This is a genomic window from Pseudoalteromonas sp. RW-H-Ap-1, from assembly GCF_048318575.1.
Classification (GTDB): Bacteria; Pseudomonadota; Gammaproteobacteria; order Enterobacterales; family Alteromonadaceae; genus Pseudoalteromonas.
This window is the reverse complement of the sequence record NZ_CP166996.1, coordinates 2,140,175-2,165,621: the sequence shown is the minus strand read 5'-3', so window position 1 is coordinate 2,165,621 and position 25,447 is coordinate 2,140,175. Positions and strand designations below refer to the sequence as shown.

Genomic DNA, 25,447 nt, shown 5'->3' with positions numbered 1-25,447 from the left:
TACTCATTAATGGTTAAAGTTAAAAATATGCATTCTCCCTATTCTAAAGGGCTTACTGAGTGTAAAGCAAGAACGCGTTCTGAAATTGATTTTGTTTTAATGTTTCTAATACTTGTTGCGCGTGTTGGGCATTTTTTATCGGCCCTAAGTGCAATCTATAAATAGCGTCTTTTTCGACGATATTTGTTGGTAATTTATACTGCTCTCGTAGTGTGTGTGCCAATGCTTCTATGTTGGCTAAGGTACTGCCGGCTGCTACTTGAACATAGGTTTTTCGTGCATGGGTATCTGCGAGGGTAATCGCTTCAAGCTTAACCTTTGCTGTACCGTACTTATGATAACCAAGTTTATAGGCAGCAGCATAGGAAAGATCAATGATTCTATCATCATGAAAGGGCCCACGATCATTAACCCGTACTATAACAGATTGGCCATTGGCTGTATTTGTTACGCGTACAAAACTCGGTAATGGTAAGGTTTTATGGGCTGCCGTCATAGCAAACATATCGTAAACTTCGCCGTTAGAGGTATGATAACCATGAAACTTTCGGCCATACCATGAAGCAATTCCCGTTTCTGAATAACCCGTTTCATCGAGCATAGGGGTATAACGTTTGCCTAATACTTCGTAAGGGCGTGTGGTGCTTGCGCTTTTTATTACTTGAGTGACAATAGCATCTTGCATTTCTAATTCGGTCGGTGCCCGCAGTGGTGCGGCATCATGACGCATACTATAACGGCTATTTGAACTGCTGCACGCACTCAAAAAAAGGCTAAAGAGTACAATGATTATAAGTTGTTTATAAAGGCGCATTATTTTAAGAGCATCCTTTTATCTGTGGCAATCGACATAATAATGCCAAATGCAGCCATTAAGGTAACCATTGAGGTGCCACCATAGCTAATCAATGGTAATGGCACACCTACAACGGGTAACAAGCCCGAAACCATGCCAATGTTTACAAAAATATAAACGAAAAATGTCAGAATGAGTGAGCCCGCGAGTAACTTGCCAAAGGCATCTTGGGCATTAACGGCAATATAAAGTCCGCGACCAATAATGAATAGGTATAGGCTCAGTAAAACACACACACCGAACAGGCCAAACTCCTCACTCAGTACTGAAAAAATAAAATCAGTATGTCTTTCAGGTAAAAATTCTAGTTGTGATTGTGTGCCTTGCAACCAGCCTTTGCCTTCTATACCGCCTGAACCAATCGCTATTTTTGATTGGATTATATGATAGCCAGAACCAAGCGGATCGCTCTCTGGATCTAAAAAGGTCAGCACTCTCTGTTTTTGATAATCGTGCATACCATAGTGCCAAAAAGGCCATGCCGCTAAGGCAACAACAGAGCTTAAGAAGCCAATTAAACGCCAACTCAAGCCAGATAAAAACAACACAAATACACCCGAACTGGCAATCAAAATTGAGGTGCCCAAATCAGGCTGTTTTTTAATAAGTAGGGTAGGTAGCATAACAATGGCAAAACCAATCACTAAATGCAGCGCTCGAGGGGGTAAATGATTACGGCCAATATACCAAGCCACCATCATAGGAACCGCTAATTTCATCAGCTCTGAGGGTTGAAAGCGGGTGATGCCTAAATCTAACCAGCGTTGCGCACCTTTGGAGCTCACACCAAATAGGAATACTCCAACCAGCATGAGTAGTCCTAAGCAATACATAGGGATGACTAAGCGTTTTAAAGTTGCTGGGGGGATTTGTGCTAACACAAACATACCAATAATAGCACCAGCCATACGGGTACCGTGGCGCATCATCATTGCAGAATCTTGGCCAGAGGCACTGTAAACAATCGTGATGCTGCCTGCCATCATTAGTAATAAAGCAATAAAAAGCGGCAAATCAATATGCAAGCGCAGCCAAATAGAACGCTTATCATGTAAAGCCGTCATGGAACTTTACTCCCTGATGATTGAATGGGGTTAGCAGCAAAATAGTAATCCATTAATTGGCGCGCAATTGGGGCGCCTACTGAGCTGCCGCCTCCGGTATTTTCTACCACAATAGAGACAACGATTTGAGGGTTATCGTATGGGGCAAAACCGACGTAAATGGCGTTATCACGCTGGCGCTCTTTAAGTGCATCGGCGTCGTAGCGCTCGCCTTGTGCAATACTGACTACTTGGGCGGTACCGGTTTTACCTGCTGGGTCGTAGGTAGCCCCTTTAAACGCACGGTGTGCTGTACCGGTGGTCTTTTTAACCGTGTTATGCATAGCATCAATAGCAATTCGCCAGTTATCCTCGTTATTAAGAACAACAGGTGGCTTTTCTTCATTATTGAGCTGAGTAATTTGATCTTCTTTTTTAGCCACTTGCACTAAATGAGGTGGATGATTTATCCCTCTGTTAACTAAAATATTTGTCGCATTCGCTATTTGAATCGGGGTGGCAGTCCAATAACCTTGGCCAATACCAACAGAAATAGTATCGCCACGCCACCATGACTCTTTAAAACGATCTTCTTTCCACTCTTTTGAGGGTAAAATAGCGGTTGCTTCTTCATGTATATCAATACCTGAGAGTTCACCAAAGCCAAAACGCGCCATAAAGTTACTTATTTTAGTGATCCCCATACGGTATGCTGCATCATAAAAATAAGTATCGCATGACTCTTCTATGGCTTTGTAAACATCAACATGGCCATGGCCCCAGCGTCGCCAATCGCGCCATCTATGCTCTACGTTTGGTATTTGAAAAAAACCGGGATCCCACATGGTGGTGGTTTCTTGCACTACATTTTCTTCTAATGCCAAAATAGCCATGTGTGGTTTAATAGTCGAAGCTGGTGCATAGCGCCCTTGAGTCGTGCGATTGATCAGTGGACGATCAGGATTAAGTAGGGCTTTGTAGTCTTTACTGCTAATACCGTGAACAAATAAATTTGGGTCATAACTAGGGTTTGAATAAAGCGCTAAGACGCCACCATCTTTCGCATCCATGACCACAATAGCGCCGCGCATATCTTTAAGTGTATGTTGGGCTATTTGTTGTAAACCAATATCGAGAGTAAGTACTAGATCATCCCCCGGCAGTGGTGGATCCATGCTTAAGGTACGAATGATACGGCCACGGTTATTTACCTCAACTCGCTGTGAGCCAACTTGGCCATGTAGTAACGGCTCGTAATACTTTTCGATACCTAGCTTGCCAATATCATGAGTCGCTCTGTAATTGGTGGCTTCACCTTGTTGTTCAAGTTTGTTTAGTTCTTTTCTATTGAGCTTTGCAACATAGCCTAAGGCATGAGTTAAGGTGTCGCCAAAAGGGTAGTATCTCGCTAGACGCGCTTCAATACTAAACCCTGGGAATTTATGTTGGTTTACTGAAAACATCGCTACTTCGTTTTCGTTCAAGCGAGCTTTAAGAACTTGGCTTTTAAAGCGGCGAGTATGCTTTATATCATCAAGGAAATCTGCTTGTTGTTGCTCGGTGATTTCAATAATTTTACTGACGGATTTTACAGAGGCTATTAAATCGTCAACTTCTTCGGGGATCACTTCAAGGTTATAAACGGGCTTATTTTCAGCTAGTAAAACACCGTTTCGGTCGTAAATTAAACCTCGATTAGGTGCAATAGGAATTACTTTAATACGATTGTCGTTAGAGCGGGTTTGATAATCTTGGTGATCGTCAACTTGAATGGTGTACAAGTTAGACAATAATATGGCTACTAGGGCTAATATAAATATAAAACCCACAAATGCACGCCGAGCAAATAAATTAGCTTCTGCTGAGTGGTCGCGAATTGTGGGTCTTCGTTTTAGCATGGCAAGAAACTACTCGCGATGATAAGGGTGGTTGTTATTTAAGCTCCAGCCCCTGTAAAGGCTTTCAGCAACAATAATGCGTACTAAAGGATGCGGGAGCGTTAAATTAGACAACGACCACTTTTGCTCAGAGGCAGCAATACACTCGGGAGCTAAGCCTTCTGGACCGCCAATCAGTAAACTGACATCGCGGCCGTCAAGTTGCCACTTTTCCATGTTTTTTGCTAGCTGGTGAGTATCCAGTGGTTTACCAGTTACTTCTAGTGTGACAATACGATTACCTTTGGGTATGACGGCTAAGGTTTTTTCACCTTCGATGTGTAAAATACGCTTTATATCTGCGTTTTTGCCACGTTTACCTGCAGGTATTTCGATTAGTTCCAGTGCCATATCTTTGGGAAAGCGGCGCTGATATTCTGCAAAACCTGTTTCTACCCATGCTGGCATTTTTGTACCAACAGCAATCATTTGTATTTTCACGACGTTACTTCCAAGCGTTGTCTAAAATAGGGAGCTGTTAGCCCCAAAGCTTTTCTAGATCGTAATAGCTACGTGCTTGATCTTGCATAACGTGAACAATCACATCACCTAAATCAACTAATGCCCATTCGCCATCACTTTGGCCTTCGTAGCCTAATGGCTCTTCACCAGCGTGACGAGCTTCTTTTGCTAAGTTATCAGCAATTGACAATACATGACGTCTTGATGTGCCTGAACATACAATCATGTAATCGGTTACGTCTGAAGTGCCAGTTACGTCAAGTTGAATCACATCACGTGCTTTCATATCGTCAATTTTGTCTAGTGCAAAAGCGAGTAGTTGTTTCGAATCCAAGGTTTTGTCTCAATTTAAAATTTAATAGCGGTTATTTTAACACGCCGAGGGGTTTATACCAATCACTCTTGATAAAGCTGGTGCTGCTCAATATAGTGACTCACGGTGTCGGGTAATAGTTCACTCTTTTTAATACTTTTTTTAAGAGCTTGACGGATATTGCTGGATGCGGCATCCAGTTGCTTACCTTCTAAAAAGTAAAGGTGTCCGCCATTTTTTTCGTTCAGTAAGGAAATATTTTTGGTCACAGCCTGTTGTTTGTAGTTTTTAAGTTCACCTTGTACATCACAGTTTTGACCTGGGCGTTGATACACCACTACATGGCATAGACTCGTTATCGTTTGCCACTTATACCATTTATCAAGGTTGTTGAATGAATCCATACCAATTAAAAATAAAATAGGGGTATCGGGATTTTCTGCTCTTAGTTCTTGCAAGCTTAATAAAGAATACGACGGACCGCTACGTTTTAGTTCTCGTAAATCAAGCTTAAACTTTGGGTAAGCTGTAATTGCTGCTTTAAGCATAGCAATACGATGCTTGGTGCTGATCCCCGGTGCCGCTTTGTGCGTGGGTATTGCACAGGGCATAAAATAAAGTGAGTGTAATTCAAAAGTAGCCACACATTGCTGCGCCATATTAAGGTGCCCCAAATGAACGGGGTCAAAAGTGCCACCAAAAATTGCAATCATGGTATTTTTCCTTTACTGACAGTTAGTATGACACGGCAGTGGAATATCGAGGGGTTGGCAGAACTTAATGCAAATATGCGCCAATGCTTGGTAAGGGGCAATCAATACGCCTTGCTTGTAGCTTGCATCAAATAATGCCAGTTCACTGCTAATATTCTCTAGGGTATGAATGTTTAGCCTTTTAATGGCTGTTTGTACTGGCGCTTGTTGATTTTTCCATATCGCTTTTTGCTTAAACAGGGTCGCTAATGTCTCACCCTGCAGTAACCCTTGTTGTACACCTATTAAGGTATTTAAATCTTTATTGATGGCCCATAAAATACTCACTACTTCAGTGTTATCACTGGCAAGCTTATTTAATACTTTTATTGCTTGTGTAGTATGGCCGTTTAACAGGGCGTCACTTAAATCAAAAATATCGAATTTAGATTGGTTTAGTAGCCCTTGCATTACCAGTTGCTGGGTAATGAGAGCGTCACCATGTATTAGCGACAGCTTTTCAAGCTCTTGGAAACAAGCCAGTAAATTGCCTTCAGTGGCACTAATTAAACTGAGCTTAGCCTCGTTTTGTAAATTAAGTGACAAGCGTTGGCACTGTTCATCAAGCCAACGTTTTAAGTGATTACCATTAAGCGGATAGCAAGGTACAAATAACCCTTGCTTATCGAGTGCTTTAAACCACGCACCGCGTTGCACATCTTGGCTTGCTTTGGCGCCTTTAACAATTAAAATGGTGTCAGGGTTTTCAAGCTCAACGACCTTTTTAAAGGTGTTTGCGCCGGGTGTACCAGGTTTTTGCTGGTTTAAATCAAGCTCAATAATCGTACGCGCACTAAACAACGACATACTTTGGTATTGCGCTATGATTTCCTGCCAATCAAAGCCTTGGGCTAAAGTGAATTTAATTACTTCATCAAAGCCTTGCGCTTTTGCGCTGTCGCGAATGAGCTGTACACATTGCGCTTCTTGAAAAGGCTCTTCACCAAAAACCAAATAAAAAGGTTTTAACCCCTTTTTTAATTCGCTAGGCAGCTGATTTGCATAACAACGCATTATAGTTGCGACAACTCTCTAACAATTCGACGACTCGCTTGCTGGCGAATTTCGCTGATCAGCAGTTCAAGCTCTTTTGCTTTAGCTAGTGCGTTGTCAGGGTCATCTTGGTAATTACGGTAAAGCTCAAAACGTTTTTCAATGGCTGCTTGCTTTGGGCGTTTTACAACATAACTTACACTGTATGCCAGTTCATATTCAGCTACTTGTCCGTTTTGAAACAACGACAAGGTTTGGCGCTCTAGCTGCTCTTTAAATAAATAAAGTTGCGCTGATTGTTTACTCGCAGGGACTAAAGTGACATCGCTCATAGCAAGTTCTGTTTGCAAATAGCTAAACAACGCTGATTTTTGATCATCACCCACCAAGGTTAGCTGTTTTAAATCATCGGGTAGGCTTGATGCTTTTTTAAGGTGAAAGCCACAGCTCGATAACAAAAAACAGACTAGCACTAAGGCTAGTCCGTTTTTAATGGCATTTAAAGCAGCCATATTAGTTAGCTACCACGTTAAGTAATTTACCGGCTACATAAATTACTTTGCGTATTGTTGCACCATCAGTAAATTTAGTGACGTTAGATTCTGCAAACGCGAGTGCTTCTACTTGCTCTTGCGTTGCATCAGCTGCAACCGTTAGTTTTGCACGTAATTTACCGTTTACTTGTACGATGATTAATTTTTCATCTTCAACTAGGGCAGATTCGTCAACTTTTGGCCATGCTGCATCTAAAATATCACCTTCTTTACCTAGCTCTTGCCATAACTGATGCGATAAATGCGGTGTTATTGGTGCTAGCATAATAAGCAATGCTTCTAATGCCTCGTTAGCAATGGCAACATCTTGAGTGTCGTTTAATGGCGCTTTTAATAACTTATTAGATAGCTCCATGATTGCGGCAATCGCCGTATTGAATGTTTGACGACGTTCAACATCATCGCTCACTTTTGCAATCGCTTTATGTAGCTCACGGCGAAGTACTTTTTGTGGGTTAGTAAGCGCCGATTTATCAAGTGCTTGGAAGCCAACCGTTTTAACGTCTACTGCGTATTTCCATACACGTTTTAAGAAACGGTGCGCGCCTTCAACCCCTGAATCTGACCATTCAAGCGTTTGCTCCGGTGGTGCAGTAAACATCATAAATAAACGCACGGTATCTGCACCGTATTGAGCAATTACTTCTTGTGGGTCTATGCCGTTATTTTTCGACTTAGACATTTTGCTCATGCCTGATGAGAATACTGGTTCACCATCATCGACGTGCCATGCCTTGGTTACACGGCCTTTATCGTCGGTTTCGGTATTGACATCGCTTGGCGAAATCCATACATCGCCGCCTTTTTCATCTTTACGATAAAACGTTTCAGCTAATACCATACCTTGACAAAGTAAGCGGTCGAATGGCTCGTCTGAATTAACTAAACCAAAGTCACGTAATAATTTGTGGAAAAAGCGCGAATACAATAAGTGTAAAATTGCGTGCTCAATACCACCAATGTATTGGTTTACTGGTAACCAGTAGTTAGCGGCTGCTGGATCTAACATGCCTTCGTCATGGCGCGGGCTACAGTAGCGAGCGTAATACCATGATGATTCCATAAAGGTGTCAAAAGTATCAGTTTCATGAGTGGCAGGTACACCATTTACAGTCGTTTTAGCCCATTCTGGGTCGGCTTTAATTGGTGAGGTAACGCCATTCATTACCACATCTTCTGGTAAACGCACTGGTAGCATATCTTCAGTGGCAGCAAGCTCATTACCGTTCTCATCACTCAGCATTGGAATTGGCGAACCCCAGTAACGCTGACGGCTTACGCCCCAATCGCGTAGACGGAAGTTTACTTTACGCTCACCCACACCTAATGCTTCTAGTTTGTCGGCAACAGCGTTAAAGGCATTTTCAAAATCAAGGCCATCAAATTCACCCGAGTTTACTAATACACCTTTTTCGGTGAATGCTTCTTGGGCTAGGTTTACTTCAAGTTCAGAGCCTTCAGCAGGGGCAATAACTTGTTTAATGTCGAGGCCGTAGGCTGTTGCAAATTCAAAGTCACGTTGGTCATGAGCAGGTACTGCCATTACCGCACCTGAGCCGTAATGCATTAATACAAAGTTAGCAACCCAAATTGGTACTTGCTCGCCCGTTAATGGATGAGTAGCGTAAAAGCCCGTTGCGATGCCTTTTTTCTCCATGGTTGCCATGTCTGCTTCGGCAACTTTAGTGTTTTTGCATTCTTCAACAAACATTGCAATCGCGTCACTATTTTTAGCCGCTTCTTGTGCAATAGGGTGGCCACCGGCAACGGCTAGGTATGTTACACCCATAAATGTATCTGGGCGCGTAGTGTATACGCTAAATTTTTCGTTGTTATCGGTACGTGTAAATTCTATGTCTAACCCTTCAGAGCGACCAATCCAGTTGCGCTGCATGGTTTTAACTTGTTCAGGCCAGTCTTCTAATTTGTCTAAATCATCTAATAGCTCTTGTGCGTAGTCGGTAATTTTAATAAACCACTGTGGAATTTCTTTTTGTTCAACTACCGCACCCGAACGCCAACCGCGGCCGTCAATTACTTGCTCGTTAGCTAATACAGTTTGATCCACTGGATCCCAGTTAACCGTTGACATTTTTTTGTACACTAGGCCTTTTTCGTAAAGCTTAGTGAAAAACCATTGTTCCCATTTGTAATATTCTGGGTGGCAGGTTGCAATTTCGCGATCCCAATCGTAGCCAAAACCTAATTGTTTAAGCTGGTTACGCATGTAATCAATATTTTCGTAAGTCCACTTGGCAGGGGCTGTTTTATTTTTAATAGCCGCGTTTTCTGCAGGTAAACCAAACGCATCCCAACCCATAGGTTGCATTACGTTTTTGCCTTGCAAGCGCTGGAAGCGAGAAACCACGTCACCAATGGTGTAGTTACGCACATGACCCATATGCAGTCGACCACTTGGGTAAGGAAACATTGAGAGGCAATAGTATTTTTCTTTGCTCTCATCTTCTGTGGCTTTAAATACTTGGTTTTCTTCCCAGTAGCGTTGGACTTTTGACTCTATGTCTTGTGGGTTATATTGCTCTTGCATTTACGTTTCCAAACTTCTTGCATACTAATAAAAAATTGTCGATAGGATACCCCAAATAAAGCGCTATTCACAGCGTCAAAGCGGCGCTTTTTGTAAATTTGCGAGTAAATTAGTTTTCAGTACAGGTTAACCTATACTTATCTATGATATAGAGTGAATTAGTAGACGTTTTGAAGGAGTATAAAATGGCAGATTACAGAGCATGGCTTAGTGATTTAACCGATTGGTTAAAAGATGTCAAAGAGCATGAGGTTAAAGCTGCAGTAAAGCGATTTATTGAATCTGAGCAGGCACTTAAAGATTTAGGTGAAGAAAAATATCAGCTTTATCGTAATTACTTAATGCGTGATATCTCTCATCTACAAGAAAATAACAGCTACTATAATTCGCTTGCATGGCAGGAGCTTAAAGAGTCGTTGTGGTTTGAACTTTCTCACATTGAAGACAAAACACAGCTTGAATGGCGGTCATTAAGTGAAGATTTTAAGCATAATGGTGTTTATCACGCAGGTGAATGGATAGCCATGGGCACATTAGTATGTAAGAATTGCAACCATAGTTATGATGTTTACCATGCAACGCAAATTATTCCTTGTACACAGTGTGATGGCATCTATTTCAGCCGCCAGGCTTTACAACCCTAAATATAAATATTGAGTGGCTGTAGGCCACTCAATATGCCCAAATCTAGCAATTAAGCTGGTAAAAAAAGAAGTTAGAATGACGAAAAAACTGCTGCCACTAACCGTATCAAATCTTGCACCGAGTATTTCTTCGAGCCATGTAAGCACTTGCATGAGCAACCCATACCCTGAGCAACTTACCTTTATAGGCCAACAACGTGCGCAAAGTGCGTTGGACTTCTCTTTAGGAATGGACCTACCTGGTTATAATGTTTACGTAATGGGAGAGGCGGCACACGGGCGTTTTACCTTAGTAAAAGACAAATTAAAACAACATGCTAAAGAGCGCACAACACCGCATGAATGGCTTTATGTTAATAACTACGACGATCACCGTGAGCCTATTGCGTTATTTATGCATGCAGGGCAAAGCAAACAATTAGCCGATGATATTGACTCATTTATTGATGAAGTACTCGACACCTTTCCTGCTGCATTTGATAACCCAGCTTATCAGCGCAAGAAAAAATCGATAGACCGTGAGTTTAACGATGCTTACGATGGCGCAATTACCGCGGTAGAAATAGCTGCGCTTGAGCAAAGTGTGGCACTAATTGAAGAAAAAGGCGTAGTCGGCTTTGCACCGCTAATTGATGGTAAGCAACTTACCGATAATGAATTTTCTGATTTGGAAGATGATTTACGCGAGATGTTTTTTGAGCGTATAGAAAAATTAGAAGATGCCCTCATTGAAGCGCTTATTGAGTTACCGCGCTGGAAACGTGAATCCAAAGAAAAGCTTCGCAACCTTAAAAAATCTACTGCTGAGCAAGCCACTAAACCGTTATTAAAAGATTTAGAACATAAATACGCCAGCCATATTGGTGTGCTGCGTTATTTAAAAGACATACGTGTAGAAATTATTGATGCCGTGCTCGAATGGCTTGATGATGAAGGTGAAAGCGAAGAAAACAAAGAAGACTTTGACCGTAAAGGCATGCTTACCGACTTTTTTGCGCCAAATATTTTGGTTGAACACAAAGAAGGCGATGCAGCACCAGTTGTGTATGAACCTAATCCAACCTTTGGTAATATTTTTGGTAAAATTGAATATGCCACATCGCAAGGGTCGTTAATTACCAGCTATCGCTCAATTCAGCCAGGTGCGCTGCACCGCGCCAATGGCGGCTATTTAATTATGGACGCTGAAAAAGTAATGGCTCAACCCCAAGTGTGGGATGGGTTAAAACTATCGCTAAAAACCCATCAAATTAAAAATGATTTACCATACCAAGACAGTGTCGTTGGTAGTAGCTTTACGCTTCGCCCGCAGTTAATACCGCTTGATGTAAAAATTATTCTACTTGGCTCACGTGAACTTTATTACACCATAGGTGAATACGATGAAGAGTTTGCCGAGTTATTTAGAGTACTTGCCGATTTTGATTATTACTTACCAAGTAGCGATAAGCTGCAGTATCAGTTTATTACTAAGGTGAGCGATTACTGCGAACAAACATTAAAGTGCACGTTAAACGAATCCGCAATGGTGCGATTACTTAAATTTAGTTATCGCCAAGCTGAGCACCATAATAAGCTATCAGCTCGTTTTGCCGATGTACTAGAGCTTGTGGCTGAGGCCAGTTTTTACGCTAAGCAAGATAAGTTGACGGTGATTGATGCTCGCCATATTGACGAAGCCATACAAGGCAAGCAGTACCGTACAGGGCAAATTAGCGAAAACATGCTCAGCGATATAAAAGAAGGGCACACTTTAATAGCAACCGACGGGCAAGCCGTAGGTAAAGTTAATGGTTTAACGGTACTGCACATTGGTGACACCTCATTTGGCACACCTGCACGCATTACTGCAACCGTTTATGCTGGCGCTGACGGCGTTATTGATGTGGAACGCGAAGCTGAGTTGGGTAAAGCAATTCACTCAAAAGGGGTAATGCTGCTTACCGGTTATTTAGGTAACAAATACGCGCAACACTTTAGCTTAACACTCAGTGCCAATATCGCTATTGAACAAAGTTATGGCTACATAGATGGTGATAGCGCCTCTCTTGCTGAACTTTGTGCGCTCATTTCGGCCATTACGAGCTTACCTATCAGTCAGTCTATTGCTCTAACCGGTTCAATTAACCAACATGGTGATGTGCAGGCCATTGGTGGTGTAAACGAGAAAATAGAAGGCTTCTTTAAGCTATGTAAAATGCGCGGCTTAACGGGTGAGCAAGGGGTTATTATTCCTAAATCGAACCAAGTTAATTTGGTGCTTGATGACGAAATACTCAATGCCGTTGAGTTAGGTAAGTTTAATATTTATGCTGTGGAAACCGTTGACCAAGCACTAAACTTATTAATGGATATCGAAGCGGGTGATATGGTTGATGAACACTACCCAGAAGATTCGGTTAATGGCATCGCATTAGCGCGATTAAAAGACATTGCTGATATTGTTAATGGCGATAACAGCGACGAAAAAGACCACGACTCAGAAGATGAAAAAGGGGAGTTATGATCAATATAATTTTACTGATTGTTATCGCTATTTTTTGCGTTTTAATTTTTAAAAATAGTAAAAAAGCCAAACAGCAAGCAATCGCAAACGCACAGATTGAAAGTGATTATTTAATTGCCAATGCAAAAACTGAAGGCGTAAATGAAACCGCATCTGGCTTGCAATATAAAATAATCCATAAAGGACAGAGCGAAAATACACCTAGCCCAACGAGTATGGTTAAAGTGCATTATCATGGCACTTTAATCGACGGCACTGTATTTGACAGCTCAGTGGAGCGCAAAACTCCGATTAGCTTTGGCTTACACCAAGTTATTAAAGGTTGGACAGAAGGCCTACAACTGATGAGCCCGGGCGATAAATTTCAGTTTTATATTCCGCACCAGCTCGCTTATGGTGAAAAGCGAGTAGGGAGTATTCCTCCTGCATCATTGCTTATTTTTGAAGTGGAATTACTGGCTATTGAGTCGTAATTTTAAAGAAAAAAACACTTTAAGCCTTACCTTAATCAAGTAGGGCTTTTTATTTGCTCTCATTAGCCAATCCTACTCAAGAATTTAAAATATCAGTCGATACCTAAAATAGTGACAAGTTTATTTTAGGGATAAAATAATGAAGATTTCAACCGCCTCAATTCAATATCAAGCATCTAATTATAACAATCAGGCTTTAGTAGAAACAGAGCCGCAACCTAAAGATGATGAATCACAAGAACAACCTGACTATGTTTTATCAGAGTTTTTAGATGCGAAGGTTCAAAAATACAGCGAAGATAACGCAACATTTGCTGAGCAATATCAAAATTTAGAAAAGGCATATAAATATTTCACCCAGCAAGTAGTTGCATTGCAAGAACAAGTAAATAAGCTTAAGCAGAGTACGGTACAACGCAGTTTAACCATTGATAATAGCCAATATGGGCCAGCTGAGGAGGGCTATCAGTTGACTATGGATGCTGAGCATATCGGGGCTAAAAAATATAAAACCGAGCAACAACAAGAAGAGATGAATAGATTGCAGCTGCAACTTAGTGAGGTGAAGTCTCAGCAGGCAGCAATAAAACAACAAATTATTGAGCTAGTAATCAACGAAATGAAAAGGTGAGGCGACGACTTCACTGTTTAGCCTTGTAATGTAAGCAGAGAAGTTAGTTTTTAAACTCAATTTTTCCTATTTCAAGCCTAAATTTCCCCGCCTGTTTACCTGCAATCATAAAGCCAAGCTGCTTTATCTCTTTAAAGCTAATTGTAGGCTGTTGTTCAAGTAAGCGGCCGCGATAAGTAAGCTGAAAATCTTCAGGTAAAAACTCAATATTAAGCCACTCACTTTTCGTGGTACTGAACGAACGTGTATAAGCCGCCCCATCCATGTACTCATTAGTTCTTAAGCGTAATTGGTAGGTTTGACCATCGCCCTTAACACGCAGCACTATTTTTGTAATATTTTGGTTTTTTACATCCAATGGTGTTCTTATAGAAGCAAACCCTCCATTGTTTGCAAGCGATACGTTGCCTGTAAACACTAAATTGCCGTCATTTTGTAAAACCTGACTATTAGAAATGCCACCCATCACCGAATCATTAACCACATCCCAGCGAGCATTGGCGTTTGCCTCGGTGGTGACAAACAGTAAATTAAAAACAAAAAGTGATGAGAGTTGTTTGGCGGTCATGAGTAATTCCTTAAAACCATTATTAACAGTAATACGTTTTGATGTAATAATTGTTCACTTGATTATTTTAATACTGGGATAAGGTAATCCTTGATTAAAATACTGACCAAATTAAAGACGTTATAAAATATAAGGATATTAATTTATATGACAAAAAAGCCTGTGATTCTCATTATCATAGCATTTATTGTTATGATGCTCGGCCCTGTTGGTATTTATGAGTGGTACACTTCAATCGACCCCTCCTTTATCCCTAACCGTTTTTATGACTTTTTAAGTTCTTGGGTTTTAGGCTTTATTACTATTTCTTTAGTGTGTGCCTTTCTATTTCATTTAATAAAAACGCCAAATGCAAAAGAAGAGTTTAATACTCACTTTGATCAAGAAGGGGTTATCCTTAAATATTTAAGTATCATTATGATACCTATTTTGCTGTATGCATATCTTTGGGCTGTCATTTGTGCGCCGATTCAACTATGGGCGCATTATCATTTAGGCGATTATTGGTCTGAAGAATATATCTTAGTTGAGTCTGAAGCTTGTTATAGCGATTATGAGCCGAATTGCGTTCGTTTACTCTTTGCAGATATATCTACAAACAAACAGCATACCATCAGGTGGTATTTAGATAAGCACAAGCTTTTAAAACTTAAAAATACAAAAGTGAACTTAGTCGGCGAAAAAAGTTACTTTGGCTATCTTGTTAACGAAATACAATGGTAAAAACCAAAGGGAATTAAATGGACACTAATAATTTTAACGAGAGTATAAAAGGCTTTTTTTGGGGCGTCGGGTTTGTAATAGCTATACTTGGCGGCATTAGTGCGTTCGCCCTTACAATCGCCGCTGATGTTGACAGTGGATTTAAAACAATGGTTTCTAATAAAGCATTAGAAACAAGTGATGAAATTAATAATGATTATAAACTAACCCTTTCTGCAATATATAAAGAAAATGGTCAAGTAAGAATCGCGGCTGAATTAAAAAATATTACTAACGAGAGCATTTATACGGGAACCGTTATTGCTTCTACATTTGACGAAAGTGGTAAGTTTATTGGTAACTGTGTAGGCAAAAGCACAGACAGCTTTCTAGAACCTAGCGAAGTTAGCTATGTTGACATTAAATGCAATTTATTTAGATCATAAGCAAGTAAAGTTCACTCGACAAAGCTTAAAATTAAGTGGTTTTAGGGTAAGTTTAAATAAAAAGAGCCATACGAAGTATGACTCTTTTTTATTTGAAATAGATGTAATAGAGTTATTTTATTGAGGCAATAAACTCTTCATCTGCATATAGGTTTGTTAGTAATTTTTGAACTAACTCTACGTAGCTTTTTTGACCATTAGGGATAGCGATCGCTCCCATAAATGAAGAGTCAAAAGTGTGTTCGGCCATGATTTCTTTTTCGAATAAGATAATATTCTCTTCTGAAACGATAAAGTTTACTTTTATAAATGAACTTCCCTCGGAGAAACCCGTAACATCAATATCTTGGTCAATTACTTTGCCAGTTACTTGCTTTTTAGCAACACCAGACCAAAGCTTGGCTAACTTAAGCTCTTGCAACAAAGCATTTTCAATATATTTACCATAACTGTTGCCTACAGATGAAATAAGAGGTGAGCCTCTAAGTGAAATTTTATTTAGTTTCTTTTCAGATTTAATTGTGCCAACAGATAGAGGGGAAACCGTTTCTTGCTTTAATTTTGAAACGTTACCAATGTCTGCACTATAAGGAGGCACTTGAATTGTACATGCACTTAAGAATAAAACCCCGATTAATCCTATTGAACTTCTATACTTCATTTTAATTCTTTCCTTACTCATAGTTTTGACTGCTCTAACTCTACAACTAGTTTGTTAAATGCTTCTTCTGTTGCACGCTTTGCTGATAAAGAAAAGTCGTTTTTAAACTCATCAAATTCAGCTTTGCCAAAACCTTTAACTTCAGTATTCCATGCTATATCGCCATTGTTATTTAAAGTTTTACAGTTTAACGTGAAAGTAAACTCTGTAGGTGGCCATGTAAATAAACTATCTGAACTAGATTCAGTTGTTATTGTAGGTATAAATACATATTCAATTTTATTGTCTTGTAAAAATGTATTATCAGTTAATGATTCAAGCTTATAAACGTTTTCAAATTTATTAGAAAGTACAGTATATAATGCAGCTTCTGTGTCTTTGTAAGGTTTGTAACTAACATTATCGCCACCACCGCCAGGTGTTTTTACTTGTTTTTTAATATCATCTTCAGAAATATAATAACCTACAACGGATATTGATTTATTTTCTGAAAGCTGAAGTTTTTCAGTGTCTGGATTTAAACTTATCTGGTGGGCACAGCCACTTAAAACAAGTACCGAAAACAAGAAAAACATGTTAGTTAATAACTTCAAAATATACTCCATATATTTAATTTTTAAAGAAAAAGTAGTTTCATCGATAATATATGTTTTGTAGTTGCATTGTAAATAATGTTAACTTTATATTTGTAAATGGTTGTAACTTTTGTATCTAATAATTTTTGGTTTTGAGGTGTTTTTATTTTAAATAGAGATGAGTTCGCTTGAGCAAAAATTAAAAAGCGCGTAATTTAACCGCGTTACCTATTTTAATAACAAGTATAATAATGAAAGCACAAGAATTAGAACAATTAGCGTTATCTAAAGCCGAAACCCGAGAAGTGATCACGCCGTATGCTTTTGAGGTTGATAATGCTTTACTTGGCTTGCCTTTGGCTTCGCCGACTCGGCGCGCATCAGCTATGATTATAGATGTTGCATTAATATTCTTAGCTGCAAAGCTCAGTGCAACTATTATTGCATTCGTTGCTGCGATGGCGTTTTACAAAGGAACGGCGCAGCAATACCTTCCTAAAATGTCGAGTGTGTGGCGGAGAATATTAAAAATAGTAGCAGCAAGTATTTTATTTGTAAGCGCTCTTGCTGTGCTTTCAATTGGTATCGATTATTTAGAAGGCGATGACTCTGATCAAGGCTTAACTGTTCAAGGCTTAAAAATACAGGATGACATTCAGCTTACCTCCACAGAAAAAAGGCAGGTAAATGCTTACTTAGTGCAAACAGCAGACGAAAGCTGTGAGCAATCTTGTCAACAAAATGCACTTGATAACTTGATAGGGCAAGTACCCAAATTAGCCGAAATGGACGACCTACAAAACCCACAACTTGCAAAAGCATTTTTACAATTATTAGTGCTTAGTGAAAATAATGAATTAAAGCTTACGCAGTTAATAGAAGATAAACCCGCACAAACAACCACACACAGTATTTTGCAGTGGGGTAAAGGGATTATTCAAGATTTAGGTTTGGGTTTTGGCTGGGCGGCTGTGTACTTCACACTGTTTTCTTTATTATGGCGCGGTCAAACCCCTGGTAAAAAGCTCTGTAACACCAGAGTGGTGGCATTAAGTGGTGAATCACTGGGTTTACTTGATTGTTTTGGCCGCTACGGTGGTTACGGTGCAGGTTTTGCCACCGGCTTGTTAGGCTTTTTACAAGTATACTGGGACCCAAACAGGCAAGCCATTCAAGATAAAATATCAGCCACTGTGGTTATTCAAGGGAATGTGAACCAAGTTGTAAATGTGCAAACAGTAGAAAGTGCAGTTAAAGATTAGTTTTGGTTAACATAACTTCATAAAGCTATAGGTATATTTATTTTGAATTGCGATACCACTACTAGATGGCAATATAATGAGTAACGCTAAAGAGTACTATCAAGTTAGTCTGCTAAATTTGAGGGAGTGATATAGTTACTTATTCAGGTTGTCTTTAGAATAAGTAATTTTAGAAGCCAAATAAATACATTTAAAAATGTAGGGCTAAATATGTAGGCTCTACATCTTAAATAGCGAGATTAACTTCTAAACCTAACCCCAAATCCAATCATACCCAATAACAATACAAATCCCCATACAAACACATTGCCAAATTGGCTATACAGGCTATCCCCTTGTATGAGCTTTATATTGGCTTTGAGTGTGGTAGCTTCAAACTGTGGCATAGTTTGGCGTGTTTGGTTTATGGGGTCGTATACGCCACTTATACCGTTGTTGGTAACACGTACTAGTGGACGTTGTAGTTCAAGGGCGCGCATGCGGGCAATTTGCATATGCTGGTGAGGGCCGATTGAATCACCAAACCAGGCATCATTACTCACCGTAAATAATATGTCTGAGTCGCTTTTGTAGTTACCACGCACTAAATCAGCAAATACTATTTCGTAGCAAATAGCAGGCAGTAGGTTAAAGCCATTCGCACGTAAATTATCTTGTACTTTATCTCCGCGAGAGAACGATGACATAGGCAAATCAAATAACGGAGCTATAGGGCGGAGTATTTCTTCAAAGGGAACAAACTCACCAATCGGCAGTAATTGATGCTTTTGATAGCGGTTACTGTCTAAGTAACGATAGTGGCCGTGTTCATCATTTTGCTCTTTGTTACCGACCACAATCAGCGTATTGAAAATGGTTTTAGTGTCGCGTTGGTAATCTACAATACCAGTCACTAATGCAGTTTTATTGAATGAGGCGGCACTGTCTAAACCTGCTAAATATGAATCGGCAAGGGCTTCTATTTCAGGCACTGCAGCTTCAGGCCACACAATTAAATCGGCATCCCAGTGACGGCGCGTCATATCCTGATACTTACTCATGGTGGTCCAAAACTCACTGGGGTCAAAGCGCAAGTGTTGTTTTATATTACCTTGTACAAGCAGCACAGAGAGGTCTTTCTCGGAGTAATGGGTTGCCTTTGTAAAGTGTGCGCCTGTGAAGGCAAGCAAAATCACAGCAGCGATAGCAACAGGCATTTTAAATTGTTTTTGCGTTAAGCTGTACAATGCAAAGCCAATGGCAATACATAATAGCGTGAGCCCAAATTCACCAATTAAAGGAGCAAGGGCATTCAGAGGACTATCGGTTTGTGTATAGCCAAAGCTTAACCAAGGAAAACCAGTTAACAGGTTGGCACGCAAATATTCACTAATAGCAAAACAAGGGAGTAATAGCGCTGCAAAACTTATAGAGCCGTTTGAAAAGCGAGTGGTTGCCCACAGCGCCAGCGCAGGAAATAACGCAAGGTAGCTACAAAGCAGTGCCATTAATGCAATTGAGGCGATAAGTGGCATACCGCCAAAGGTGGCGATAGAAACATGTACCCAACTTATACCTGCACCAAACCAGCCTAAACCAAATATAAAGCCATATTTAGCGGCTGTTTTAGCATGTACTTTTCCATTGAGGTTTGCAGGAATACAAAAAAATAGCGAGCCTATGCTAAAAAATACAATCGGCCAAATACCAAAAGGAGCGTAGCTAAAAGTTAAAACAAGGCCCGCAACCAGTGCGAGCCATGCTTTTTTATCTTTTGCTAGTAGGGTGAGACTAGTTAGCAGTTTCTTCACTGTCGTTATCATCAGCCTTAGGAATGGTGACTTGCAGTTGCAATATACGACGATTATCAGAATTGGTTACTTTAAACTGAAATCCTTCTATATCGATGGTTTCGCCACGGCTCGGCATGTGGCCAAAGGCGTGTAACACGGTACCACCAATAGTGTCGGCATCTTGCGAGCTATAACCTGATTTAAAATGCTCGTTAAAGTCATCTACAGGGGTCAGTGCCTGCACAACGTAAACATGCTTAGCCAGTTGACGAATATCTTGTTGTTCTTCTTCTTCATCGTGCTCATCTTCGATTTCGCCTACAATGATCTCAAGAATATCTTCAATGGTTACTAAACCCGATACACCGCCGTATTCGTCTATCACGATTGCCATATGGTAGCGTTGCTGACGAAATTCATTAAGCAGGGTATCGACCCGTTTACTTTCAGGCACTACCATAGCAGGGCGCAAATAGTCACGTAGCGATGGTAAATGCTCATCTTTATTTAAAATGAGGGGTAATAAGTCTTTTGCGAGTAAAATCCCTTCTACATGGTCTTTATCTTCACACACCACCGGAAAACGAGAGTGGGTAGAGTCAACCATCATAGGTATGTGCTCTTCAAGCGGGCTATCAATTTCCAAAGTGACCATTTGTGAGCGCGGGATCATAATATCTCGCACTTTAAGCTCAGACACGCCAAGCACACCCTCAATCATTTCTTTGGTTTCAGGATCGATTACATCCCGCTCTTGGGCATCGGCAATTACCTCAACCAGCTCTTCTCTATTCTGGGGTTCCCCTTGCAACATCTGGGTTATACGACCCAGCCAAGTTTTGCCAGAAGAACCCTGGCTAGATTGCGAGTTATCGTCGCTCATTACGTCTAATTGCTCCGTTTATTTAAATATCGTCCCGATATGGGTCTGCTATGTTTAGTTCAGCAAGTAATTGCTTTTCTATACTTTCCATCTCTAACGCGTCTTCACTCTTTATATGGTCAAATCCAAGTAAATGCAAGCATCCATGAATAACCATATGAGCAAAGTGGTCATGAAATGACTTTTCTTGCTCTTGCGCCTCAGCCAAAACAATGGCAGGGCAAATAATTAAGTCACCCACAAGTGGGATATCAATACCCGGTGGCGCTTCAAATTCAAATGATAATACGTTGGTGGGTTTATTTTTACCACGGTAGTCATTATTGAGCTGTTGTGACTGTTCCTCATCGCTAATAACAATGGTCAGCTCAGACTCATCACGATATTGGCTAAGTACTTTATCGGCCCACATGGCAAACTGCTCAAGGCTGGGTAAGTTGTCAAACTCACACGCTATTTGTAAATCAAGTTCTGTTTTCACGGTATTACTCTTTAGTAGCAGGTTGCTCATGAGCGGCGAGCGCTTCTTTGGCTTGTTGTTTCTCTAATCGCTTAAGGCGTTCACGCTCATCGTTGCGCTCATACGCTTCTACAATGCGTGCAACTACAGGGTGGCGTACCACATCGTGCGATTTGAAAAAGTTAAAGCTAATTTCATCAACGCCATCTAATACTTCAATAGCATGGCGAAGACCAGAGCGCGCACCCCGAGGTAAATCAACTTGGGTTATATCGCCGGTGATCACTGCTTTAGAATTAAAACCAATACGGGTTAAGAACATTTTCATTTGCTCTGTGGTGGTATTTTGGCTTTCATCTAAAATAATAAACGCATCATTAAGTGTGCGCCCACGCATGTAAGCTAGTGGCGCAATTTCAATGATGTTTTTTTCAATCAGTTTTTCAACACGCTCAAAGCCAAGCATTTCAAATAAGGCATCGTAAAGTGGACGTAAGTAAGGGTCTATTTTTTGGCTTAAGTCACCCGGTAAAAAGCCGAGTTTTTCACCCGCTTCAACCGCAGGGCGAGTGAGCAATATACGGCGTATTTCTTGGCGCTCTAGTGCATCAACTGCCGCTGCAACTGCAAGATAGGTTTTACCTGTACCTGCAGGGCCAATACCAAAGGTAATGTCGTGGTGCAAAATATTAGCAACATACAAGCCTTGGTTATCGTTACGCGGTTTAATAACGCCACGACGGGTTTTAATCATCATTTCTTTGCCGTAGGCACTACTTGAGGTGTCTTGCTCAAGCGCTTTAGACTCAGTGATGGCTAAATGTACGTTGTCAGGCTCAATTTCGCCAATTTCCCCACGTACAGGTTGAGTATCAATATAAAGGTTTTTTAAGATCTCTACCGCGCCGGCGCTACTGTGTAGTTTACCGGTTACTTTAAAAAAGTTATCACGATGAATAATTTCAACACCTAGACGGCGTTCAATTTGTTTGATGTTTTCGTCAAACGGGCCACATAATGAAGAAAGGCGTTTGTTGTCGGCAGGTTCTAAATAAATCTCTAATGTTTTTAACTGATTACTCAAAATTACTTCCTATTACAGTGCGCCAGCGTTAACTGGCGCAATGAGTTTTTGCAACTAAGGTACGAAAGTAGCAACGCCAATTTCGTTAGCTGTCTCGGTTTTTTGCTCACTCGCTGCTTTGGTTAAAATAGCAGAAGGCGCAATTTCGCGGCGTAAGTTCATTTCTGATTCTGTACGAATTAAATCGCCACGTAAAGAGTTTGGTAACGCCTCGGTAATACGTACATCAACAAACTGACCGATCACTGTGTGTGGGCCAACAAAGTTAACTACACGGTTATTTTCAGTTCGGCCACGTAGTTCCATCGGGTTCTTCTTAGAAGGACCTTCAACTAAAATACGTTGCTCAGTATCAAACATTTGGCGGCTAATTTGCTGTGCCATTTGCGTAATACGGTTTTGCAATAAGTAAAGGCGCTCTTTTTTCTCTTGCTCGGTTACGTCATCTGGTAAATCGGCCGCTGGTGTACCTGGGCGTGCACTGTAAATAAAGCTAAAGCTCATATCAAAACCAATATCGTTGATAAGGTTCATGGTAGCTTCAAAATCGGCCTTGCTTTCACCTGGGAAACCTATGATGAAATCTGACGACATGCTTAGGTTAGGGCGAATTTTACGTAGCTTACGAATTGTTGATTTGTACTCAAGAGCAGTATGGCCGCGTTTCATTAAGTTTAAAACACGGTCTGAACCACTTTGTACTGGAAGGTGTAAGTGATCAACCAGCTCAGGCACATCAGCGTACGCATCAATAATGTCTGGTGTAAACTCTACAGGGTGTGAGGTGGTGTAACGAATACGGTCAATCCCGTCAATTGCAGCCACTAAACGAATGAGATCTGAGAAATAGCAAATTTCACCATCGTGTGTATCACCACGGTATGCATTTACGTTTTGACCTAATAGGTTAACTTCACGTACGCCTTGCTCGGCTAACTGTGCAACTTCTAATAATACATCATCAACAGGGCGGCTTACTTCTTCACCACGGGTGTAAGGCACAACACAGAAAGTACAGTATTTAGAACAACCTTCCATAATTGATACAAACGCAGAAGGACCTTCCGCTTTAGGTTCAGGTAAGCGGTCAAATTTTTCAATCTCAGGAAATGAAATATCAACTACAGATGAACCTTTATCGCCTTGTACTTGTTTAATCATCTCAGGTAAACGGTGCAAAGTTTGTGGACCAAAAATAACATCTACAAACGGAGCACGTTGGCGAATTGAATCACCTTCTTGAGATGCAACACAGCCGCCTACACCAATAATAAGGTCTGGTTTGTCATCTTTTAATAACTTCCAACGACCTAGTTGGTGAAATACTTTTTCTTGCGCTTTTTCACGAATTGAACAGGTGTTAAGTAAGATAACATCAGCATCAGCAGCTTCTTCAGTTAGCTGATAGCCGTTGGTAGCATCTAGAAGATCAGCCATTTTCTGAGAGTCGTATTCGTTCATCTGACAACCCCAGGTTTTAATATGCAGCTTTTTGCTCATTGAAATATAGCCTCGTGTTCAATTCGATAGTGGCACAAATATGTGCTAGAAACAGGTATAAGTGGCGGAATTATTAAAATTTCGCTCGACTTAAAGGACGCGTATTTTAGCTGGATACACGCCCAAAACCAAGTATAGATTTCATGTTTGTGATCTGAAATCAATATAGTATGGGTTTAATAATAGAATTAAGCGAAGCGCTCACACTGAGCAAACTAATTACGATACAATCTAAGCAGAGTTAAGTCAGAATTAAAATGATGAAAAACATGGCTAAAAATAATGTAATTGTAGTAGGGGGCGGCATGGTTGGTGCCGCCATGGCTATTAAATTAGCGCAACAAGGCAAAACCGTACGTGTTATTGAAAAACACCTAATAGATGCATCACAGGTACTTAGTAGTGATGATGTCGATATACGTGTTTCGGCTATTAACCGCTTTTCTGAAAAACTGCTTGATCAGCTCGGTGCAATGCCATTACTACGAGCAAATAGGTTGGCTCCCTATGAACAATTAGAGACCTTTGAACGGGGTAACGATCATTTATTATTTGATTGTCATACTATTAATACTACCCATTTAGGTCATTTAATTGAGAATAAGCTAATTCAAGCCAGTTTATGGCAGCAATTTGAGCAACATAATATTGAAATGATTAACCCTTCATCGGCTTTAACTGCAATAGAGCAAAACCCTGATAGCATTAGCTTGCACTATAACGAACAAAGCTATATTGCTGATTTAGTCATTGCAGCGGATGGTGGGCAATCACAATTACGCAGCAAAGCCAACATTGGTATAACCGGATGGCAATATCAGCAGCATTGTATGGGCGTGCTAATAAAGCTCGATGCGCCGCAACAAGTTAAAACATGGCAGCAGTTTACGCCTTCGGGGCCTGTTGCGTTTTTACCTATGCAAGCACCTTATGCAAATTTAATTTGGTATGACGATGCAAATACCCTCAAGGCATTTAAAGCCCTATCGCCTAGCGCATTAAAAGCTCATATTATTGAAAAGTTTCCAAAGCTTGCTGGTGATTTTGAAGTACAAAGCCATGCTATATTTCCTCTAGCAAGGCAGCATGCCAATAATTATTCACAAGACAGACTCGTTTTAGTGGGGGACGCGGCGCACACCATTAATCCTCTGGCAGGACAGGGTGTTAATTTAGGTTTTCAAGATGTAGCTGCTTTAGCTGAAGTGTTGCGTACAGCTGATGATGTAGGGTGCCCGCTAATGCTTAAAGAATACGAGCGTAGTCGTCGTAATGCTAATTTATTAATGATGAGTATGATGGATGCTTGCTACTTTGGTTTCTCAAACCAAATAGCCCCATTAAAATGGGCGCGCAGCACATTTTTAAAGTTAGCTAATAATACAGGGCCGGTAAAAAACTGGGTATTAAAATACGCAATAAGCGGTGAGCTCACTTAATTAAGCGAATTGGTATAAAAGGCTCAAATTTGGGTCTTTTTTTATGCCCAAGAAAAAGTGGTGTAGGTTATAAAGGTAGAAAAAGAATAAAAGATATAAATTATATAATTGGAGTTTAGGATAAATCGTGAAGTGTAATTAAAGATGTGTGCAAATTGGCTGGGATACCAGGATTTGAACCTGGGAATGCCAGGATCAAAACCTGGTGCCTTACCGCTTGGCGATATCCCAACTCTAAATTTGGATGAGTTTTAGTTCTAGTTAAGAACATGGTGCGGAAGGAGAGACTTGAACTCTCACATCCTAAGATACTGGAACCTAAATCCAGCGCGTCTACCAATTCCGCCACTCCCGCATAAAGGCTTATATTTATACTCTTAACA

General features: G+C 40.5%; 25 protein-coding genes and 2 tRNA genes. 8 read left to right on the top strand and 19 right to left on the bottom strand.

The genetic code is table 11. The features are described 5' to 3' along the window. Positions 1–52 precede the first annotated feature (52 nt). The 9 genes from AB8618_RS10370 to leuS all read right to left on the bottom strand — a co-directional run bounded on the left by AB8618_RS10370 (position 53) and on the right by leuS (position 9,458). Positions 53–814, bottom strand: coding sequence for a septal ring lytic transglycosylase RlpA family protein (locus AB8618_RS10370; protein ID WP_413402586.1), 762 nt, complete (start codon positions 812–814; stop codon positions 53–55). Further along, positions 814–1,920: a rod shape-determining protein RodA gene (gene rodA, locus AB8618_RS10365; protein WP_418157300.1), complete on the bottom strand. Its 1,107-nt coding sequence runs from the start codon at positions 1,918–1,920 to the stop codon at positions 814–816. Before rodA ends, AB8618_RS10370 begins: the two co-directional genes overlap by 1 nt. After that, on the bottom strand, positions 1,917–3,797 hold the full coding sequence (gene mrdA / locus AB8618_RS10360) for a penicillin-binding protein 2 (RefSeq protein ID WP_413402582.1): 1,881 nt from the start codon (positions 3,795–3,797) through the stop codon (positions 1,917–1,919). The genes rodA and mrdA overlap by 4 nt, the downstream gene beginning before the upstream one ends. Before the next feature lie 9 nt (positions 3,798–3,806). Beyond that, the gene (gene rlmH / locus AB8618_RS10355) at positions 3,807–4,277 is read right to left on the bottom strand and encodes a 23S rRNA (pseudouridine(1915)-N(3))-methyltransferase RlmH (protein WP_413402580.1); all 471 of its coding nucleotides are present in this window, start codon (positions 4,275–4,277) and stop codon (positions 3,807–3,809) included. Between the two features lie 37 nt (positions 4,278–4,314). Further along, positions 4,315–4,632, bottom strand: a complete 318-nt coding sequence (gene rsfS / locus AB8618_RS10350; RefSeq protein ID WP_010388304.1) for a ribosome silencing factor — start codon at positions 4,630–4,632, stop codon at positions 4,315–4,317. 62 nt (positions 4,633–4,694) lie between these two features. Continuing rightward, positions 4,695–5,324, bottom strand: a complete 630-nt coding sequence (gene nadD, locus AB8618_RS10345) for a nicotinate-nucleotide adenylyltransferase (protein ID WP_413402578.1) — start codon at positions 5,322–5,324, stop codon at positions 4,695–4,697. A 12-nt stretch (positions 5,325–5,336) separates the two neighbouring features. Further along, positions 5,337–6,377 (bottom strand): DNA polymerase III subunit delta, encoded by a 1,041-nt coding sequence (holA, locus tag AB8618_RS10340; RefSeq protein WP_413402576.1) that lies wholly within the window; start codon positions 6,375–6,377, stop codon positions 5,337–5,339. Continuing rightward, positions 6,377–6,868 (bottom strand): LPS assembly lipoprotein LptE, encoded by a 492-nt coding sequence (lptE, locus tag AB8618_RS10335; protein WP_413402574.1) that lies wholly within the window; start codon positions 6,866–6,868, stop codon positions 6,377–6,379. Before lptE ends, holA begins: the two co-directional genes overlap by 1 nt. Position 6,869: 1 nt before the next feature. Then, positions 6,870–9,458: a leucine--tRNA ligase gene (gene leuS, locus AB8618_RS10330; protein ID WP_413402571.1), complete on the bottom strand. Its 2,589-nt coding sequence runs from the start codon at positions 9,456–9,458 to the stop codon at positions 6,870–6,872. 185 nt (positions 9,459–9,643) lie between these two features. Here leuS and AB8618_RS10325 point away from each other — a divergent pair, with 185 nt between their 5' ends. From AB8618_RS10325 to AB8618_RS10310, 4 genes are all read left to right on the top strand, one after another. Then, positions 9,644–10,102, top strand: coding sequence for a zinc ribbon-containing protein (locus AB8618_RS10325; protein ID WP_413402569.1), 459 nt, complete (start codon positions 9,644–9,646; stop codon positions 10,100–10,102). A gap of 76 nt (positions 10,103–10,178) precedes the next feature. After that, a complete protein-coding gene (locus AB8618_RS10320) occupies positions 10,179–12,608 on the top strand; it encodes a Lon protease family protein (protein WP_413402567.1) in 2,430 nt (809 codons plus the stop codon). Further along, positions 12,605–13,081 carry an FKBP-type peptidyl-prolyl cis-trans isomerase gene (locus AB8618_RS10315; RefSeq protein ID WP_036982055.1) on the top strand — a complete coding sequence of 159 codons (477 nt, stop codon included), beginning with the start codon at positions 12,605–12,607 and terminating at the stop codon, positions 13,079–13,081. Before AB8618_RS10320 ends, AB8618_RS10315 begins: the two co-directional genes overlap by 4 nt. 139 nt (positions 13,082–13,220) lie before the next feature. Beyond that, a complete protein-coding gene (locus AB8618_RS10310) occupies positions 13,221–13,712 on the top strand; it encodes a hypothetical protein (RefSeq protein ID WP_413402564.1) in 492 nt (163 codons plus the stop codon). 43 nt (positions 13,713–13,755) lie between these two features. Here the strand turns inward: AB8618_RS10310 and AB8618_RS10305 are convergent, their stop codons facing one another. Further along, positions 13,756–14,280, bottom strand: coding sequence for a CIA30 family protein (locus tag AB8618_RS10305; RefSeq protein ID WP_409423462.1), 525 nt, complete (start codon positions 14,278–14,280; stop codon positions 13,756–13,758). 147 nt (positions 14,281–14,427) lie between these two features. Here AB8618_RS10305 and AB8618_RS10300 point away from each other — a divergent pair, with 147 nt between their 5' ends. Together AB8618_RS10300 and AB8618_RS10295 are read left to right on the top strand one after the other, a co-directional pair. After that, complete coding sequence (locus tag AB8618_RS10300) at positions 14,428–15,003, top strand: hypothetical protein (protein WP_055012804.1); 576 nt, start codon at positions 14,428–14,430, stop codon at positions 15,001–15,003. 17 nt (positions 15,004–15,020) lie between these two features. After that, entirely contained in the window at positions 15,021–15,428 is a 408-nt protein-coding gene (locus AB8618_RS10295) for an ATPase (RefSeq protein WP_409423461.1), read from the top strand. Positions 15,429–15,540: 112 nt separating this feature from the next. Here AB8618_RS10295 and AB8618_RS10290 read toward each other — a convergent pair whose 3' ends face one another. Both AB8618_RS10290 and AB8618_RS10285 read right to left on the bottom strand, forming a co-directional pair. Further along, positions 15,541–16,089, bottom strand: coding sequence for a hypothetical protein (locus tag AB8618_RS10290; protein WP_054202463.1), 549 nt, complete (start codon positions 16,087–16,089; stop codon positions 15,541–15,543). Positions 16,090–16,106: 17 nt separating this feature from the next. Beyond that, positions 16,107–16,682 (bottom strand): hypothetical protein, encoded by a 576-nt coding sequence (locus AB8618_RS10285; RefSeq protein WP_054202464.1) that lies wholly within the window; start codon positions 16,680–16,682, stop codon positions 16,107–16,109. A 233-nt stretch (positions 16,683–16,915) separates the two neighbouring features. Between AB8618_RS10285 and AB8618_RS10280 the strand changes: the two genes are divergently transcribed. Next, the gene (locus tag AB8618_RS10280; RefSeq protein WP_413402561.1) at positions 16,916–17,926 is read left to right on the top strand and encodes an RDD family protein; all 1,011 of its coding nucleotides are present in this window, start codon (positions 16,916–16,918) and stop codon (positions 17,924–17,926) included. A 239-nt stretch (positions 17,927–18,165) separates the two neighbouring features. Here AB8618_RS10280 and lnt read toward each other — a convergent pair whose 3' ends face one another. Genes lnt through miaB form a run of 5 tightly spaced genes read right to left on the bottom strand, consistent with a single transcriptional unit; the run spans position 18,166 to position 23,625 of the window. After that, positions 18,166–19,716, bottom strand: a complete 1,551-nt coding sequence (gene lnt / locus AB8618_RS10275; protein WP_413402559.1) for an apolipoprotein N-acyltransferase — start codon at positions 19,714–19,716, stop codon at positions 18,166–18,168. After that, on the bottom strand, positions 19,697–20,581 hold the full coding sequence (corC, locus tag AB8618_RS10270) for a CNNM family magnesium/cobalt transport protein CorC (RefSeq protein WP_010388331.1): 885 nt from the start codon (positions 20,579–20,581) through the stop codon (positions 19,697–19,699). The genes lnt and corC overlap by 20 nt, the downstream gene beginning before the upstream one ends. 22 nt (positions 20,582–20,603) lie before the next feature. After that, positions 20,604–21,062 (bottom strand): rRNA maturation RNase YbeY, encoded by a 459-nt coding sequence (ybeY, locus tag AB8618_RS10265; RefSeq protein ID WP_010388332.1) that lies wholly within the window; start codon positions 21,060–21,062, stop codon positions 20,604–20,606. 4 nt (positions 21,063–21,066) lie between these two features. Then, complete coding sequence (locus AB8618_RS10260; protein WP_008115160.1) at positions 21,067–22,125, bottom strand: PhoH family protein; 1,059 nt, start codon at positions 22,123–22,125, stop codon at positions 21,067–21,069. Positions 22,126–22,179: 54 nt separating this feature from the next. Beyond that, on the bottom strand, positions 22,180–23,625 hold the full coding sequence (miaB, locus tag AB8618_RS10255; protein ID WP_010388336.1) for a tRNA (N6-isopentenyl adenosine(37)-C2)-methylthiotransferase MiaB: 1,446 nt from the start codon (positions 23,623–23,625) through the stop codon (positions 22,180–22,182). Positions 23,626–23,882: 257 nt separating this feature from the next. Here miaB and AB8618_RS10250 point away from each other — a divergent pair, with 257 nt between their 5' ends. Continuing rightward, positions 23,883–25,064, top strand: a complete 1,182-nt coding sequence (locus AB8618_RS10250; protein ID WP_413402556.1) for an FAD-dependent oxidoreductase — start codon at positions 23,883–23,885, stop codon at positions 25,062–25,064. Between the two features lie 156 nt (positions 25,065–25,220). On the opposite strand, the gene AB8618_RS10245 is transcribed toward AB8618_RS10250, so the two are convergent. Together AB8618_RS10245 and AB8618_RS10240 are read right to left on the bottom strand one after the other, a co-directional pair. After that, positions 25,221–25,295 (bottom strand) — tRNA-Gln (locus AB8618_RS10245). A 39-nt stretch (positions 25,296–25,334) separates the two neighbouring features. Beyond that, a tRNA-Leu gene (locus AB8618_RS10240) sits at positions 25,335–25,419 on the bottom strand. Positions 25,420–25,447: the final 28 nt, after the last annotated feature.